Origin of the sequence: Shewanella sp. OMA3-2 (assembly GCF_021513195.1) — a bacterium.
Lineage (GTDB): Bacteria > Pseudomonadota > Gammaproteobacteria > Enterobacterales > Shewanellaceae > Shewanella.
The window spans coordinates 3,644,420-3,660,416 of record NZ_CP090974.1 but is presented as its reverse complement, the minus strand read 5'-3'; the positions used below and the strand labels follow the sequence as shown (position 1 = coordinate 3,660,416).

The window sequence follows — 15,997 nt, the reverse complement described above, 5'->3', positions numbered from 1 at the left end:
AAGCTATGAACTACCCTATGGTTGGGTGACAGTTACTTAATTTTTTTATACTTTACAGCATCTTTAGACTGACCAACGGCTACGCGGCGGCCTTGCATACTTTTTTCAGCCACCATTTGAGCATTTGCACCGTCATCACGTTGTTTGCTTTTACCAAAACTGCGACGCTTTTGAATTTGCTTGAGCAGCAGTTCGCGATTACTGACTTCATAACCTGGTACGGTAATACGACGAATTTTTTGACCAATTAACTTTTCAATATCATTTAAGGTACGCTCTTCTTCACGACTCACAAATGAAATAGCAACCCCAGATTTACCTGCACGGCCAGTACGGCCAATACGATGAACATAATCTTCAGGCAAGAAAGGTAGGTCGTAGTTGACCACGTACTGTAAGTCAGGAATGTCTAAGCCACGCGCGGCCACTTCGGTAGAGACTAATACGCGAATTTTCCCTTCCATAAACTCACGTAAAGCACGGCGACGAGTACCTTGGGATTTCTCACCATGAACTACTGCGGTAGGAATACCATCAAGGTTCAATTCTGTGACTAATAGTTCTGTATCTGCGCGAGTTGCACTAAATACTAATACTTTGTGCCAGTTTTTGGTGCCAATTAATTCAGATAACAATTCGCGTTTACGGCGTTGCTCAACCGGATAAACCACTTGGCTGATCGTATCTGCGGTACTATTTTGGTCGTTAGCAGAAATTATTATAGGCTTGTTTAGCATGTTATTTGCGAGTTTTTTTACGGCTGTCGAGAAGGTCGCTGAAAACAATAAGTTTTGACGATTCTTGTTCACTGCTTGCATGATTTTTTCAATATCAGCACTAAAGCCCATATCTAACATGCGGTCAGCTTCATCTAGCACTAAAAAATCAACGTGGGATAAGCTTAAGTTACACGACAAAATGTGCTCAAGTAATCGACCTGGTGTGGCAACAATGACATCGGTGCCGCGTTTTAGTTTTACTGCTTGGCTGTCCATTTTGACGCCACCATAAATGGTTAATACATTGATGTTCATGTATTTACCGTAAGCGGCAACATTGTCGGCAACCTGTGCGGCTAATTCACGTGTTGGGGTAAGGATCAATACGCGAGTGTTAGATGCAATAGGGGCTCTAGGCTTTTCAATCATTTTTTGCAAAATAGGTAAAGCGAATGCAGCGGTTTTACCTGTACCAGTTTGAGCACTGGCTAGTACATCTGAACCACGGCGAATAGCAGGAATGGCTTGGCGCTGAACTGGTGTCATTGTCTGATAACCGCATTCAGCGATCGCGCGTAAAAGTTCAGGTGCGAAGCTAAAAGATTCAAATTTCATGGTTTCAGTTCCTAATTAAGCATCAAGCCGACAGTTTATTCGGCGGGGTTTTACAATATTTGTATATTACAGCGTATGTTTTTGGGATGAGTTACGCACAATTAATGCCTTATATTATCAGTAATCTTAGGCATGTTGACGTATCAAACGTACGTGTTTTGACGGGCGCGGAGTATAACAAACTTTTCGATATAGTTTGTATAGTTCTTGCACTTTATCCAATAAAAACGGCGATCGGGTAATGATCGCCGCTTAGTCATTATAGTTATAAGCGCTTAAATTGCCATGGTAACTTTATTTAACCAAACTAAATCATCACCTTGCATTAAAGGTGTTAATGTTTTGCGTACTTTGGCGTGATATTGATTAAACCAATTAATTTCGCTTGTTGATAATAGCGTTTTATCAATCAGGCGTGCATCCATTGGGATAAGTGTGATGGCGTCAAATTCATACATTTCACGCTCGCTGCCTTTTAGCGCTTCACAGTGTTGTACTACCACTAAGTTTTCGATGCGAATACCAAAACCACTAGCACGGTAATAACCAGGCTCATTTGATAACACCATTCCAGGTAATAGCGCGACGCCATTAACGTTTTTGCCTATGCGTTGCGGGCCTTCATGGACACTTAAAAAGTGACCCACACCATGGCCGGTACCGTGGTCATAGTCAAAACCGTGTTGCCATAAATACTGGCGTGCAAATGCATCTAGCTGTACACCAGAAGTGCCTTTAGGAAAACGCGCAGTGTCTAACGCAATATGGCCTTTTAATACTAAAGTAACCATTTTTCTTTGTTCATCGGTCACCTTACCAATGGCTATTGTGCGAGTGACATCTGTGGTGCCGTCTAGGTATTGTGCGCCAGAGTCTACTAGATAAATACTGTTCATCGCCATGGTGCTTGGGGTGCCATTATTGTGATTGTAGTGGCACATAGCGGCGTTGGCGCCCGTCGCTGAAATGGTATCAAAACTAGGTTCGCGATACAGTGGGTCTTGTAAGCGGTAACTTTCTAATTGCTCAGCCAAGGCGGCTTCATCATGCATAATGCCTTGTTCAACTTGGCTGTCTAACCAGGCTAGAAAACGTGAAACAGCAACACCGTCACGAATATGACAGGCTTTGATGCCTGCAAGCTCGGCGGCATTTTTTTGTGCTTTAGGCAGGGCAACAGGATCAAGTCCGGCAATTAATTTTGCGCCAGCAGCTTGGGCTTGAAGCTGCGAGAATGCATTAGCTGAATTAGGATCTGCTAATAACTTAACCCCTGTCAGCGCCGCTAATGCCGTGGCTAATTCAGCTTCATCTTTTACGGTAACGCCTTCGCCGACATGCTCTGCAAAACCTGGAGGTACTTTGCTTACGTCAGTGAATAAAGTCATATCACCATTGGTCGCTAAAAGGGCGCTTCCTAAAATAACCGGTAAACGTGGTACATCGTTGCCTCGAATATTGAGCAACCAACAAAATGAGTCTAGCGCGGCTATAAGTGCCACATCAGCACCTTGTTTTTTAACTAATGCGCCGATTTGTTGGCGTTTGTCTACACTGTTTCGGCCAGCGCCTTGATGACTAAAAAGCGTAAACGGTGAGCTTGGTAACTGAGGACGGTTTTGCCAATGCACATCAATCGGGTTTTGTTGTACATCAACTAATTCAATATCGGCTTTATCAAATTGTGCTTTAGCATTTTGATACCAGGTTAACGTATGTAAACGGCTATCGATGCCGACCTTACTGCCCGCACCAAGGGTGTCAATTAACCAGTCAATTTGCGGGTCGTCAGTTAAGCTTAAATATTGAAATAATGTACCATCAACTTGTTGAGGTACTTGTACTGTGTAGCGGCCGTCGGTAAAAATAGCGGCGGTGTCTTTTAATACTATCGCCATACCTGCTGAGCCAGTAAAGCCAGTAGCCCAATGTAGTCGCTCATTTCTGGCTGGAACGTATTCACCTAAATATTCATCCGCGCGAGGAATAATAAAAGCATCGATATTTTCGATAATAAGTTGCTGGCGAATAGCGCTAAGACGCTCTGCAATAACAGACGATTGAGACATAGAAAGGCGACTCCAGAAATAGGGTGGCGAGTAAGAAACGTGGCCTGATTATCTCAAGCTCAGATGATAAGTTGCAAGTGAACTGTACTTTAACTTGACCTAACGAATTGTAACTTTATATTGTATACAATTTCAACGCGCATTCTCGGCTATTTTTTGCTGAAGTAAGCAAGCACAACCCAACAATTTTGGAGTTTATATGACAATCGGTATTGGTGGCGTTAGCCCACAGCAAGCCCTTGAAGGCTTAAAAAATATGACTCAAAATGTTGAGCCCATAGCCTTAGCTGAATTTGAGGCGCGTATTGCTAAGGCACAGCAGTTGATGCAACAGCAAGGTATCGATGCCATATACCTCAATGCTGGCACTAACCTTTACTACTTTACGGGGATGCGTTGGTTTGCCAGCGAGCGCATGGTGGGTGCTATTTTACCTGCTAAGGGGCAGGTACAGTTTATCGCTCCCGCATTTGAATTGGACACCATACTAGGCTATATGCTTGTTGAAGGGGCGGTGAAAACGTGGCACGAGGATGAAAGTCCGTATGTGTTGTTAGCTGATACGCTTGCCGTGATGGGAATCGATGCCAGCCATGCCAAACTCGCTATTGATGAGTCGACTTCATATTTTATCAGTAATGGTATTGCTAAGGTCTTGCCACAACTAACTTTAGTTGATGCAAAGTCTGTGACAGCAGGTTGTCGAATGATCAAATCGCCAGCCGAGTTAGCCCTTATTCAGCAAGCAATGAGCATGACGATTGAGGTGCACAAAGCCGCTGCCAGTATATTATATGAAGGTATTACCACAGACGAAGTCACTGCTTTTATTGATACCGCACATCGAAAGGTCGGTGCCAAACGAGGCTCATATTTTTGTATTGTGTTATTTGGTGAAGATACTGCCTATCCACATGGGGTCAAGTCACCTAAAACCTTATCAAAAAATGATACTGTGTTAATTGACACGGGTTTTCAGTTAGAAGGATACAACTCAGATATTACTCGCACTTATGTATTTGGTGAGCCTAGCCCACGCCAGCGTGAATTATGGTCGTTAGAGCAACAAGCACAGTTAGCGGCTTTTAATACGGCTAAAATTGGCCTACCTTGTGGTGATGTTGATACAGCGGCGAGACAAGTTATTGAGAATGCTGGTTTTGGCCCTGGATATGCAGTGCCAGGTCTACCACACCGTACCGGTCACGGAATTGGCTTAGACATTCATGAATGGCCTTATTTAGTTAAAAGTGATCGCACTCCATTGGCCGCTGGTATGTGTTTTAGTAATGAACCTATGTTGTGTGTACCAGGCGAATTTGGCGTTCGTCATGAAGATCATTTCTACATGACAACAACCGGAGCAAAATGGTTTACTCTGCCTGCAAAATCAATAGATGATCCTTTTTATCTTGGTTAACTCAATATATCGTTTTCAAGTTTACGTTGAGTGTATATTGTTATTGCACGCATAAAAAAACGCCTCAAGTTATGAGGCGTTTTTAATCAAATAGTAAAGCGAATAAATTAGTTGATTTCAAATAGCTCAACATCAAATATTAGCACTGAACCGCCCACAATTTTTCCGCTGGTGCGATTACCGTAAGCTAATTGACTTGGAATATAAAAACGGAATTTATCACCAATAGTCATTAACTGTACACCTTCAGTCCAGCCTTTAATGACTTGGTTAAGTGGAAAAGCGATCGTTTGGCCGCGTTCAACTGAGCTGTCGAAAACCGTACCGTCGATTAAAGTGCCGTGGTAATGCACAGTGACATTACTTTTAGCGGTAGGGTGTTCGGTATTGTTGCTTTTAGTGAGCACTTCATATTGCAAGCCAGATAAGGTTTGTACTACATCTTCACGCTTGGCGTTTTCAGCTAAAAAAGCGTTACCTTTAACAATGTTTTCTTTAGCTGCTTTTTGGTTGTTCATCTGGCTAAAAAAGTAAAAAATAACTAAAGCGATTACGGCGACGGCAATGATCATGCGCATAAATAATTCTCTTTATTATCAACAGTGGAAATTATTTGCTAGTGTAACCTAGTTTATATTGAGGCGACAGTGAGCGCTTTGGCGCGTGGTTAAATAACCTTAAACTGTATACAACAGATATAAATAACTGATGCCGATAGTCAGGAGAATATTGGCAAAAATAGATAGCCAAAAGCGGTATTTGAAGGCATTTTTTTGCGTTTTATGGCGAAAGTGTTGTTGGGCTATTATTGCCGCTGGCCAGCCGCCAAGTAGGGCATAAATATATAAGGTTTTTTCACTGATTCGGCTGCGTTGATTTGATGTCGATGATGGATTCGTGCTGGCCTGTTGATTATGTGTAGCGACACGTTTGTCATACCAAGTGACAATAAAGCTCAGTAGATTTAGGCCTACAAATACACCAATTACCCACGGTGAAAGGGCGTAAAACCCATAACCTACAGCCAGCAGCACTAGCCATACACCTAACATAACAATTGCAAATATCATCATTTTAAAAACTCCGCATAAATTTCTAATTGTATTTCATCGCCCACAATGGGGATGTAACTGCTGATGCCAAAGTCAGACCGCTTTATTGTGCCTATCGCACTAAATCCTAAGGTGTATTTACCCGTCATCCAGTTGTCTGCCCCGCCATGAAAGGTGGCGTTAAATGTGACAGGTTGCGTGATTCCATGCAAGGTCAGTAATCCATAGAACTCAAACTGATTACTATTTAGCGCCTCATTCGGATCTACTTCTGCACCAGCTTTAGTGAGACTCGTTTTAATTGAGCTAACTGCCGTGACTTTTTGACTTTTAAAATAAGCTTGAGGAAACTGTTTACTGTCAAACCAGTTACTATTTTGTAGTGTTTTTTCAAGCTTTTGATTATTAATATCTAATGAGTCAATTTGCACTGTGGCTTCTAATTGTGCCGCCTGCATATTGTTAGGGGCAAAACTCAGTTTGGCATCAAATTGATTAAATCGTCCCACATAGGTAGACAAGCCTAAATGCTGAATTTTGAACACGAGTGCGGCATGATTAGGGTCTAAGGTATATTCGCCGGCTGGTAGCTCGGTTAGCTGAGGTGTTACCGCTGGAGTGACCCAACTTATGCAGCCTGAAAGCCCTATTAGACTTAGGCTAATAAATATAATGCGAAAATATTGATGGGTTAAATTTTTCAAAAATACTCCTAAGCCGTTTGCTTATCTGGATGACATTAGCGATATATTAAAGCGACATAATTAACTGTGTTTGGTTAACTTTGCCATTAAATATTCTAACGGCCCTTGGGAGAAAAAACGTAAATATAGGGCGGCTAAAAATAGTTGTAATAGCCCTAATACTATTGCCAATAACATATAGTCGATGCGATCAAACTCCATTTGCCATTGTGGCATCCAATGCCTTAATAGCATTATGCCTAATACGGATTGAAGTATATAAAAACTTAACGACAGTCGGCCGATATTTTGCAGCCAGGTTAGCCTTAGCGGGTTGTTTTGACAAATTTTCACAATAATATGCCAATAAACCAATGCCGTTGGAATAGCGCCAAGCATCATAAATATCCCTGAAATCTCTTTTAATACAGCAGAGTCTGACAGGCTTAATAGGCTATCAATGCTAGCAAAAGTGATACTTATACAGGCAAATAGCCCAAGTTGTTTATGACTGAAGCCGCGCTCAAAATAGCCCTGCTTCATTAAGGCTATGCCAATTAGCATTAAACTTGCGCCGTACCAGAGAATCGAAATGGGGATAATCAGTAACATATAACCAATCATATAAGCTTGCATCACGACCTGGTCTGTATAACTGCCAGTCCAAATCGCGAGTTGTTCAATAAAATAGTCTGAGCCGCGGTAGAATTGTTCATCCTCAAGGGTGATAGAAATAAGTGCGATAACAGCCATTGCGATTACCATAAACAGTGCTGATTTGGCTAATAATTGTTTTGGCTCAAGGGTGACGTAGCGACACACCACTAGGCCACACAAACCATAGCTGAGTAATATATCGCCAGAAAATAAAAATACTCCGTGAATCGCCCCGAGTGCGATTAATAAGTAAAGTCGGCGTTTTATACTGCTCTTTTTAGGCGCAACTTTGTTGTTGGTGCTGTGATCATTTTTGCTATTTAAGCTAATCGTTTTCTGATATTGCAACCATAATCCTGCCCCAAATAGCATGGAGAATAAGCTGATAAAGCGGCCTTCCAATAAGAAGTTACTGATAATTTCTATGATTATATCGGATGCTATTTCTGGTTGGTGAGGGGCGTAACCGTAAAAGTTGTTCGCCATAAAATAGATGTTGAGGAACAAAATACCTAACAAGGCAAAGCCTCGTATCGCATCTAAATTGGCGAGTCGCCTATGAGGTTGAATACGGTGATCTGGAGAAATATCGTTACTATTTGAAACGCGTAAAGCGTGATCTGTTTGATGGTTTATAAGCATGTATTATCCATAATGTATGATAGAAGCATTACAAAGGTGTAATGGTTCTATCATTCTAAAGATTTAGTCCATTTGTGAACTTAGCTTATACCTTTACTGGTTTTTCTGAAATCCATAATTTGATATGACCTTGAACAACCACAACACCATTGGTGTCGTAAGCTTTTACGTCAACTAACATATCACCGACTTGCCATTGCTCAGGTTGTACTTCTGCTACACATAAAATGTCAGTGCCAGCTTTAGCGGTATAGTCGACCGACATGCCTTTAGGGATCCAACGTAAGTGTTTAGGAATAGAGGCTTCCGCCATAGTCCCCATCGCCATTTCCATGCCGTTACAAATAGCGATAACATGAACTGTACCAATATGATTTTGGACGCTTTTACGCTTTTTAATCAAGCATTCACATCGATGTTCTTTTAACGATGTAATGTGTGGATGAATAGTGCCGAAATACGGTGCCATACGGGCCACTATTTTAGAAAATATAGCGTGACCAAAAGGATAACTCGTTACCTTTTGATATAATGCCATGACTTTATTGGTTTTGTTGTTATTCATAATCCATTGCGGGTGATTATTGTCTGGTCGGATGAGGTTAGCATTAATGTTCACACTCTGCTAGTAGTTTGCCTAACCGCAAGTGGGTATAATCGCCAGCAATATTATTCAGTTTAGCTCAGGGATTAGGATTAATTTTGAAGTTATTAAAAACATATTTAAAAGGCATGGCCATGGGCGCTGCGGATGTAGTTCCTGGTGTTTCTGGTGGAACCATAGCGTTTATCACAGGTATTTTAGACCCTTTACTTGATGGTATTCGCAAAATTAACCCTACATTATTTGGTATTGTACGCAAGCAGGGGGTTAAAGCGGCCTTTTTACATATAAATGGCCCATTTTTAGTCTGTGTATTTGCTGGTATTTTGACGAGCATTTTTTCCTTTGCAAAGTTAATCTCATGGCTGATAGTGACTCACCCCATTCCCGTATGGTCATTCTTTTTCGGGCTGATATTATTCTCTGTTATTCATATGCTTAAACAAGTGAGCCAGTTTAATCTGCAGCGAGTCGTTCTATTTGCTTTGGGAGTGTTGCTAGCTTGGGGGATTACGGTATTAAATCCTATTGCGATAGAGGCCAGTTATATTAATTTCTTTTTTGCTGGATCTATCGCGATTTGTGCAATGATTTTACCGGGTATTTCAGGCAGCTTTATTTTACTGCTTATGGGAATATATCCAGCGGTGTTAGCCGCAGTAAAAGGGTTTGATATTGCTTATTTAGCCTGTTTTGCAATGGGGTGTATTCTTGGTTTATTGAGCTTCAGTCATGTACTTTCGGCGTTGTTGCGTAAGTTTCATGATGCGACCTTGATGTTTCTTATCGGACTGATGTTAGGCACATTAGGTAAAATTTGGCCTTGGAAAGAGGTTGTGACGTGGCGAGAGAACTCCAGCGGAAAACAAGTGCCGTTATTGGAGCAAAATCTAACCCCATTTGATTTTCAAGCTATCACAGGCGAAGCTCATCAGCTCGGTGTTGCGGTTGCATGTGCTTTATTCGGTATAGGATTAGTGTGGTCACTAGAGTTTTTTGGCGCTAAGCATACTATTGGCGCTAAACATACTAAGAATTGAATATATCAAATGTTAAGCATATCAAAGTGAATAGCTAACCTTAATATTAATTTAATAAAACAGAGCACTAGTTCTGTTTTTTTTTGTTAAAAATAAACTACTTTTAACAAAGACTCGTATTAGCTGCTAAGTTACACAGCACTATTTCTATTTTAACCGCCACAGGAGTGCGTTCTTATGAATAAATCAGAGACATTTACGCCAGAAAAAATTCAAATAGGTATCAGCAGTTGTTTGCTTGGAAATGAGGTACGATTTGACGGTGGTCATAAAAACTCTTATTACTGCGCCAAAGAAATTGAGCCCTTTTTTGAATACACTAGCATTTGCCCTGAAATGGCTATTGGTATGGGCGCGCCCAGAAAGAGTATTCGTCAGGTGCTTGATGGCGATGTGTTATATATTCAAAGTGCTGATGGTAGCCTTGATGTTACCGCTAAATTAACAGAGTTCAGTCAAAATAAAGTGGCTGAGCTAGGTTACCTAGGTGGCTATGTTTTATGTGCCAAGTCACCCACTTGCGGCATGGAGCGTGTTTTAGAGTACAAAATTGGCACCAATAACAGCACTAAAAGTGGTGTAGGGGTGTTTGCTAAAGCGTTAATGGATAAATATCCATTATTACCCGTTGAAGAGGAAGGTCGCCTAAATGACATGATCATTCGCGAAAACTTCTTTACCCGGGTTTATGCCTACGATGATTGGCGTAAAATGTTAGCGTCGGGCTTAACAAAGCATAAACTCATTCAGTTTCATTCTCGCTACAAATATCTGCTTATGGCTCATAGCCCTAAATGGTACCGTGAGTTAGGTCCTGTATTAGCCGAGATTAACGATTTAGAACAAACTGCTGATACTTACTTTACCGGCTTCATGACTGCTTTAAAGGTTAAGGCTACCCGTAAAAATCACACGAGTACCTTACAACATATTCAGGGCTATTTTAAAAAGCATTTAAATGCGCGTCAAAAAGAAGAATTGACTGAATCTATAATGAAATATCGTGAAGGTTTATTACCTTTACTGGTGCCCATTACGTTAATTAATCATTATTTGAAAGAGTTTGAAGTGCCTTATATCGCTGAGCAAATTTATTTAAATCCACATCCAGAAACATTAAAACTACGTTACGCCTATTAAGGTTTACTTTTTAACCCTATGCAGACAAGTAAGGTAACTGATGCAAGTAGTAGCAAATAGCCTAGTGTGGTTTAGGCAAGATTTACGTATTCATGATCATCCTGCCCTAAGCCAGGCTTGTGAGTTTGCATTACAGCAAAACTCACAGGTTAATGCTGTGTTTTTTGTTACTCCAGCTCAGTGGGCTGAACATGATGTGGCAGCCATTCAAATCGATTTTATTGAACGACATGTCAATCTACTTAAACAAAATCTAGCCAGTATTGGTATTGCTTTAGAGGTTGTTCATTTAGATCGTTTTGACGATATGTTGCCTTGGTTGCAACAATATTGCGCAGAGCATCACATTGATAAAATTTTTGCGGCTAATGAACCTGAATATAATGAACGCCAGCGCGATATGAAATTAATCGCAGCGGGTATACCTTTAGCATTAATTGAGCAGGATTGTTTACTTACTGCGGGGTCAGTAACGACTCTGTCTGGCACTATGTATAAAGTGTTTACCCCGTTTTCAAAAGCGTGGAAGAAGATAGCTGCGGGTAAATTAATTAAACCTTTGCCAGCAGCAAGCTTTAATACACCCATTGACAGCTCAGAGGCAATCAAGTTCAATATTCAATCGCATTATCCCAATCCTGTTAGTAGTCAGCAATGGGCAGCAGGAGAAGATAGCGCAAGAGAGTTATTACAGCAGTTTATTGCGCAAGATATTAGCGATTATCAACTACAACGAGATTTCCCTGCAATAGAGGGTACTAGCAGACTGTCGCCATATTTAGCCATTGGTGTGATTAGTGCACGGCAATGCATTACAGCGATTTTGTTTCATTACCCCGATGTACTAATAAATGATGCAAGCCCAGCTAAAACCTGGCTTAACGAACTTATTTGGCGTGAGTTTTATCGTCATTTGCTGGTGGCATTTCCTAAATTATCTCGAGGCCAAAACTTCAACGACCTTGGTCAGCACATACAATGGCGCAACGATAAGACAGAGTTTGATGCCTGGTGTCAAGGGCAAACGGGTTATCCAATAGTCGATGCGGCAATGCGCCAGTTAATCCAAACCGGTTGGATGCATAATCGATTACGTATGGTAGTTGCCAGCTTTTTAACTAAGCATTTATTAATAGATTGGCGCTGGGGTGAGCAGTATTTTAGGCAACAATTAATAGACGGCGATTTGGCCGCTAATAACGGTGGTTGGCAATGGTCAGCAGGAACCGGCTGTGATGCACAGCCGTATTTTAGGGTGTTTAATCCTATGACTCAAAGCAGTAAGTTTGACCCTGATGCGAGTTTTATAAAACAGTTTGTGCCCGAAGTGGCTGGTTGGAGCTTGAAACACATACACGAGCCACATCTTAAAGCACAGCAGGGCAATTTGATGGCAGATTTATTCTCTGAGCGTGCTAAGCAAGCTAATGCTTATTCTTTACCAATTGTTGAACATAGCTTTGCCAGAAAACGGGCAATTGAAGTGCTAGCTGCATTGAAACGAGGGTAACCAGTACCATTAATTATCTGTTCATTTAGTATGAGTTACACAGATAGGTAGGTGATAGGGTTGAAGGCATAGTTGCTTTATGTCAAAGGCACATAAAACTCCAAAATTCAGCATGAAATCATGAACCTCTTGCTTGGGAAACCACTCCAGTTTCCCATTTTTTATTGTACTTTTATAAGAAAGTAACAATTTTTACAACAATGCGCTTCAAACAGCAAAACCTAAATAACTCGGATTAATTAACCCCAGACAATATAGTAAATGCCTATTCAACAGATTCTTATTTTAATAGCAGCCCTCCATTAACGTGCAGTAGGCCAGCTATATACACGTTAATACAGTTTGTTTTAAAACAAATGGTAAGTTTTGCTATTCAATAGGCTAAACAAGTTGAATTTAGCTTATTGAATTAATCTGTACATCCGAGTAGAGGCTAAGTGAATAGTGAATGACTTAGGCTCAATAAAAAAGGAGCTCATTAGCTCCTTTTTCACTTCATTTATCGATTAAAAACGATAACGCAAACTAAACTGACCCGTTATAATATCATTTGGGTCCAAATCTATATATTGATACCCGATACCTAAAGACCAAGATTTTGTCATTTGATAACTAAATTGCATCCCTGCATACCAATCGGTACCGCTCATGCCTGTTGTTAGGCGACTATTATTCATGTCACTGACAATATCGGCATCCCATCGAAATAGCCCCACCGGCACTTCAATACGCCAATCTTCACGTTCCATTAGTGTGATACGCATCCCTAAGGTTATACCGTCAGCTAATATCGGGGTAACCGATTTCAACTCTTGATGATATGCCTCAGGGGTTAAGGTGCTTCCTTTAAGTTGCGCACTGCCGTTGCCAAAGTCTGAATAACCTAACTCAACAGCAAGATACGTGTTCCATTGATAACCCGCACTCACACCAAATGCAGTATCACTATCATCAACATCTATGACGGCTACATCGTTTGGAGATTGCCAATGGTGTATCTTGCTATCAGCATAGGCCTGACCTACAAATCCATCGACATACCATGTATTGGCTTCTGCTGCATTGGCTTGTGTTATCACGCTGGCCAATAACACGCTGCTTACCGTTAACCATTTCACTCGACGGAGTAAACTACCAAATACAAGCAGGACTAATCCATATAAAGATAAGCTACCACCACCGGATTGGTTATTAATAGTCTGCGCTTGATACGCTTTCACGTTAACCGTTAAATTGGCTACAGCTTCTCCTCCTAATCCATCACTAACTTGATAGCTCACAGTATCAGTACCTTCAAATCCAGTCTTTGGTGTGTAGCGGATTTGTGTACCTTCTATCATGACGCTACCATGTTGTGCTGTTACTGAACTTAATATTAATACTTGGTCATCAGGATCACTATCATTAGCTAATACATCAACTAATATACTGGTTCTATCATCAGTACTTGCCATATCACTTATTGCAACAGGTGCTCTATTAGCTACCACGCTGACAGTAAGCTTACTAGTTGCAGTTCCGCCTTTACTATCGCTGATACTATAAACCAATACATCATCACCGATAAAGTTAGCCGCAGCGGTATAGCTAACTTGTTGGTTACCTAATACTACCGCTGTACCAAATTGGCTAATCACTTGAGTTACCATAAGCGTGTCATTGTCTTGATCGGTATCGTTTGCAAGAACATCAATGTCACGGCTTTGATTCACTGGCACAATGAAAGTATCAGCAACTGCTATGGGTAAGTTATTACCATTAAGCACTACAGCTACCCCACCAGGATCAACAATGGTGCCATTGACTATGCCATCATCATCATTAGCGCCGCCGTCTTGTATCGTTAACTGCACACACCAGTGACCTTCGTTAAGACCTGCTTGCCATAAACTGCTTCCTGGTGGTGGACATAAACCAGGCTCACCAATACTGCTAGCTATGCTGTTTTTGTCATTAATAACAAAATCGCGCCAGCCTGTTTGGGCACTATATTTACGGTATACAGCGTTAATCGGTACTGGCAAAGCTTGTGGTAAGCTAAAGCTATAGCTATCACCTTGTTTAGGTAAATTGGTGGCAATAAAGTCAAATATTCCACCAATATTGGCTGTATCTGTGTCTGCAGGTATAGCGCCATTACTTAAACCTATACCATTGTTGGTATCTGCTAGTGCAATATTCCCTAAACTTAAACATATGCCGGATGGGCTTTCGGCAAGGAATAATACTTGCTCAAGGCCACGCTCTTGTAACACGTTACACTGAGATATAGCATCTAAGTAGTCAGGAATGCCATCACCATCGGTGTCAGTAAAGCCCTCTTGGTCATCGGGGATCAAATCACCATCAGAATCTTCACCTGTTAATACAGCTAATGACTCAGCCACTTTTACATTCATGCTTGCTATGGTAGATAAGCTAGGTGAACCATCATCGCTTACCGTCAAACTAATTGGGTAAATACCTACATCGAGCGTATTTGGTGTGAAGAAAGTACCATCTGCGTCGGTTTCAAGAACCAGTTCTCCAGAAGACCAAACTTGAGATAAGTTATCTTGGCTATTTGCATCACTTACTTTGCCGAGAACATATACCTTACCAGCTAGCTTGCTTATTTGAGTGCGTAACTCATTTGCTTGACGTACTTCAATACTCGCTTTTGGGGCGATATTATCTTCAGATATAGTTAAGCGAGTCTCGTTTTGAGCGCTTAGGTTTAGTGCCGAGTCGAGGTTGATGATTAAATCTTCATTTCCTTCTACCTCACTGTCTTCATACACATTGACAATGAAACTTGCTGATAAACCAGAAACAATCTCTACTTGATCATCAACTAAACTGTGATCGTTAGCATCAGCAGTACCTGATATAGTAAAAGGTACAGAAATAGGATATTCAGGCGCCTCACCATTTAAGTACACACTGACTTTAACTTCGCTTCCCTCTGCTACAACTTGCTCTCTGCTGATTGAGATTAGAGGGTGAACCCTAATTTTTTGCGATTTCAAAGCTGTGCGTCCCTGTGCATCAGTTGCTTGCCAATAAGCTAGGTGATTACCTGGTGCAAATAGCTGTTGAGAGTTCACTAACGATACAGGTAGTTTATTACCTAATTTATCTACTGCAGTGGCCACACCTAGTTTTACTTTGGTAAACAGTCCTGTTGCGTTGACATCAAGGTCGTCAGGAACCGTTATAGTAGGTAAGTCACCAGCATTCTCGCCTGTTATTAATAGGCTTACTTTTGCGTTACTGCGAGCTTTTTGACCATCAGAAATTGAGTAACGTAAATTTACCGGTCCGACATAATCTGTCGACGCCTTATAAATTAATACTCCGCTGTCAATTGTGACTATACCAACATCAGCCGCAGCGCCTTCAATCGTTAATGTGTCTTCATCCACATCGGAGTCATTTTCAAGAACTGAAAGTGAATAACTATTAGTTGCAGTTTTACTTAGGCTGTAATTATCATTTACCGCTTTAGGTGCATCATTGACAGCTGTTACTGTTATGTTAACAGTGCCGATTGTTGAACTTAATGATCCATCATTCGCGGTAAAGGTAACGCTGTCAGTACCATTAAAGTTAGCGTTAGGCGTGTAAAGCCACACAAGGCCGTTTTTATCAAAACTGCCTGATGCTGGAGGGGTAACAACTTCATAAGTTAATACATCACCAACGTCATCTTGAGCACTAAATTGAATGCTAATTGAGCTATCTTCCTCTAATGTTACATGAGTATTAGACACAACAGGTGCACCATTAGGTGTGACTGAGTTTGAAGGTGCAGATGCTGCACTCACTCCCGCACCATTAGTTGCAGTTACACTAAAGTTGTAAGCA

The 15,997-nt window shown here is 41.1% G+C and carries 12 protein-coding genes; 4 read left to right on the top strand and 8 right to left on the bottom strand.

Going from position 1 to position 15,997, the window contains the following annotated elements; genetic code table 11:
- Nucleotides 1–32: 32 nt before the first annotated feature.
- The gene (locus tag L0B17_RS16125) at nt 33–1,334 is read right to left on the bottom strand and encodes a DEAD/DEAH box helicase (RefSeq protein WP_235086217.1); all 1,302 of its coding nucleotides are present in this window, start codon (nt 1,332–1,334) and stop codon (nt 33–35) included.
- A 275-nt stretch (nt 1,335–1,609) separates the two neighbouring features.
- On the bottom strand, nt 1,610–3,403 hold the full coding sequence (locus tag L0B17_RS16120; protein ID WP_235086215.1) for an aminopeptidase P family protein: 1,794 nt from the start codon (nt 3,401–3,403) through the stop codon (nt 1,610–1,612).
- 199 nt (nt 3,404–3,602) lie between these two features.
- Between L0B17_RS16120 and L0B17_RS16115 the strand changes: the two genes are divergently transcribed.
- Nucleotides 3,603–4,823, top strand: coding sequence for a M24 family metallopeptidase (locus tag L0B17_RS16115; RefSeq protein ID WP_235086214.1), 1,221 nt, complete (start codon nt 3,603–3,605; stop codon nt 4,821–4,823).
- A gap of 107 nt (nt 4,824–4,930) precedes the next feature.
- Here L0B17_RS16115 and L0B17_RS16110 read toward each other — a convergent pair whose 3' ends face one another.
- From L0B17_RS16110 to L0B17_RS16090, 5 genes are all read right to left on the bottom strand, one after another.
- Nucleotides 4,931–5,401 carry an FKBP-type peptidyl-prolyl cis-trans isomerase gene (locus L0B17_RS16110; protein WP_235086212.1) on the bottom strand — a complete coding sequence of 157 codons (471 nt, stop codon included), beginning with the start codon at nt 5,399–5,401 and terminating at the stop codon, nt 4,931–4,933.
- A gap of 99 nt (nt 5,402–5,500) precedes the next feature.
- On the bottom strand, nt 5,501–5,896 hold the full coding sequence (locus L0B17_RS16105) for a DUF1294 domain-containing protein (protein WP_235086210.1): 396 nt from the start codon (nt 5,894–5,896) through the stop codon (nt 5,501–5,503).
- Nucleotides 5,893–6,579 (bottom strand): YceI family protein, encoded by a 687-nt coding sequence (locus tag L0B17_RS16100; RefSeq protein ID WP_235086208.1) that lies wholly within the window; start codon nt 6,577–6,579, stop codon nt 5,893–5,895. Before L0B17_RS16100 ends, L0B17_RS16105 begins: the two co-directional genes overlap by 4 nt.
- Nucleotides 6,580–6,639: 60 nt before the next feature.
- Nucleotides 6,640–7,857, bottom strand: coding sequence for a DUF418 domain-containing protein (locus tag L0B17_RS16095; protein WP_235086207.1), 1,218 nt, complete (start codon nt 7,855–7,857; stop codon nt 6,640–6,642).
- Between the two features lie 85 nt (nt 7,858–7,942).
- Nucleotides 7,943–8,422 carry a hotdog fold domain-containing protein gene (locus L0B17_RS16090; RefSeq protein WP_235086205.1) on the bottom strand — a complete coding sequence of 160 codons (480 nt, stop codon included), beginning with the start codon at nt 8,420–8,422 and terminating at the stop codon, nt 7,943–7,945.
- A 137-nt stretch (nt 8,423–8,559) separates the two neighbouring features.
- Between L0B17_RS16090 and L0B17_RS16085 the strand changes: the two genes are divergently transcribed.
- The 3 genes from L0B17_RS16085 (at nt 8,560) to phrB (ending at nt 12,151) form a co-directional block, all read left to right on the top strand.
- The gene (locus tag L0B17_RS16085) at nt 8,560–9,501 is read left to right on the top strand and encodes a DUF368 domain-containing protein (RefSeq protein WP_235086203.1); all 942 of its coding nucleotides are present in this window, start codon (nt 8,560–8,562) and stop codon (nt 9,499–9,501) included.
- A 177-nt stretch (nt 9,502–9,678) separates the two neighbouring features.
- Nucleotides 9,679–10,641 carry a YbgA family protein gene (locus tag L0B17_RS16080; RefSeq protein ID WP_235086202.1) on the top strand — a complete coding sequence of 321 codons (963 nt, stop codon included), beginning with the start codon at nt 9,679–9,681 and terminating at the stop codon, nt 10,639–10,641.
- Nucleotides 10,642–10,681: 40 nt separating this feature from the next.
- Complete coding sequence (gene phrB / locus L0B17_RS16075) at nt 10,682–12,151, top strand: deoxyribodipyrimidine photo-lyase (protein WP_235086200.1); 1,470 nt, start codon at nt 10,682–10,684, stop codon at nt 12,149–12,151.
- 506 nt (nt 12,152–12,657) lie between these two features.
- Here the strand turns inward: phrB and L0B17_RS16070 are convergent.
- Nucleotides 12,658–15,957, bottom strand: a complete 3,300-nt coding sequence (locus L0B17_RS16070) for an Ig-like domain-containing protein (protein ID WP_235086199.1) — start codon at nt 15,955–15,957, stop codon at nt 12,658–12,660.
- Nucleotides 15,958–15,997: the final 40 nt, after the last annotated feature.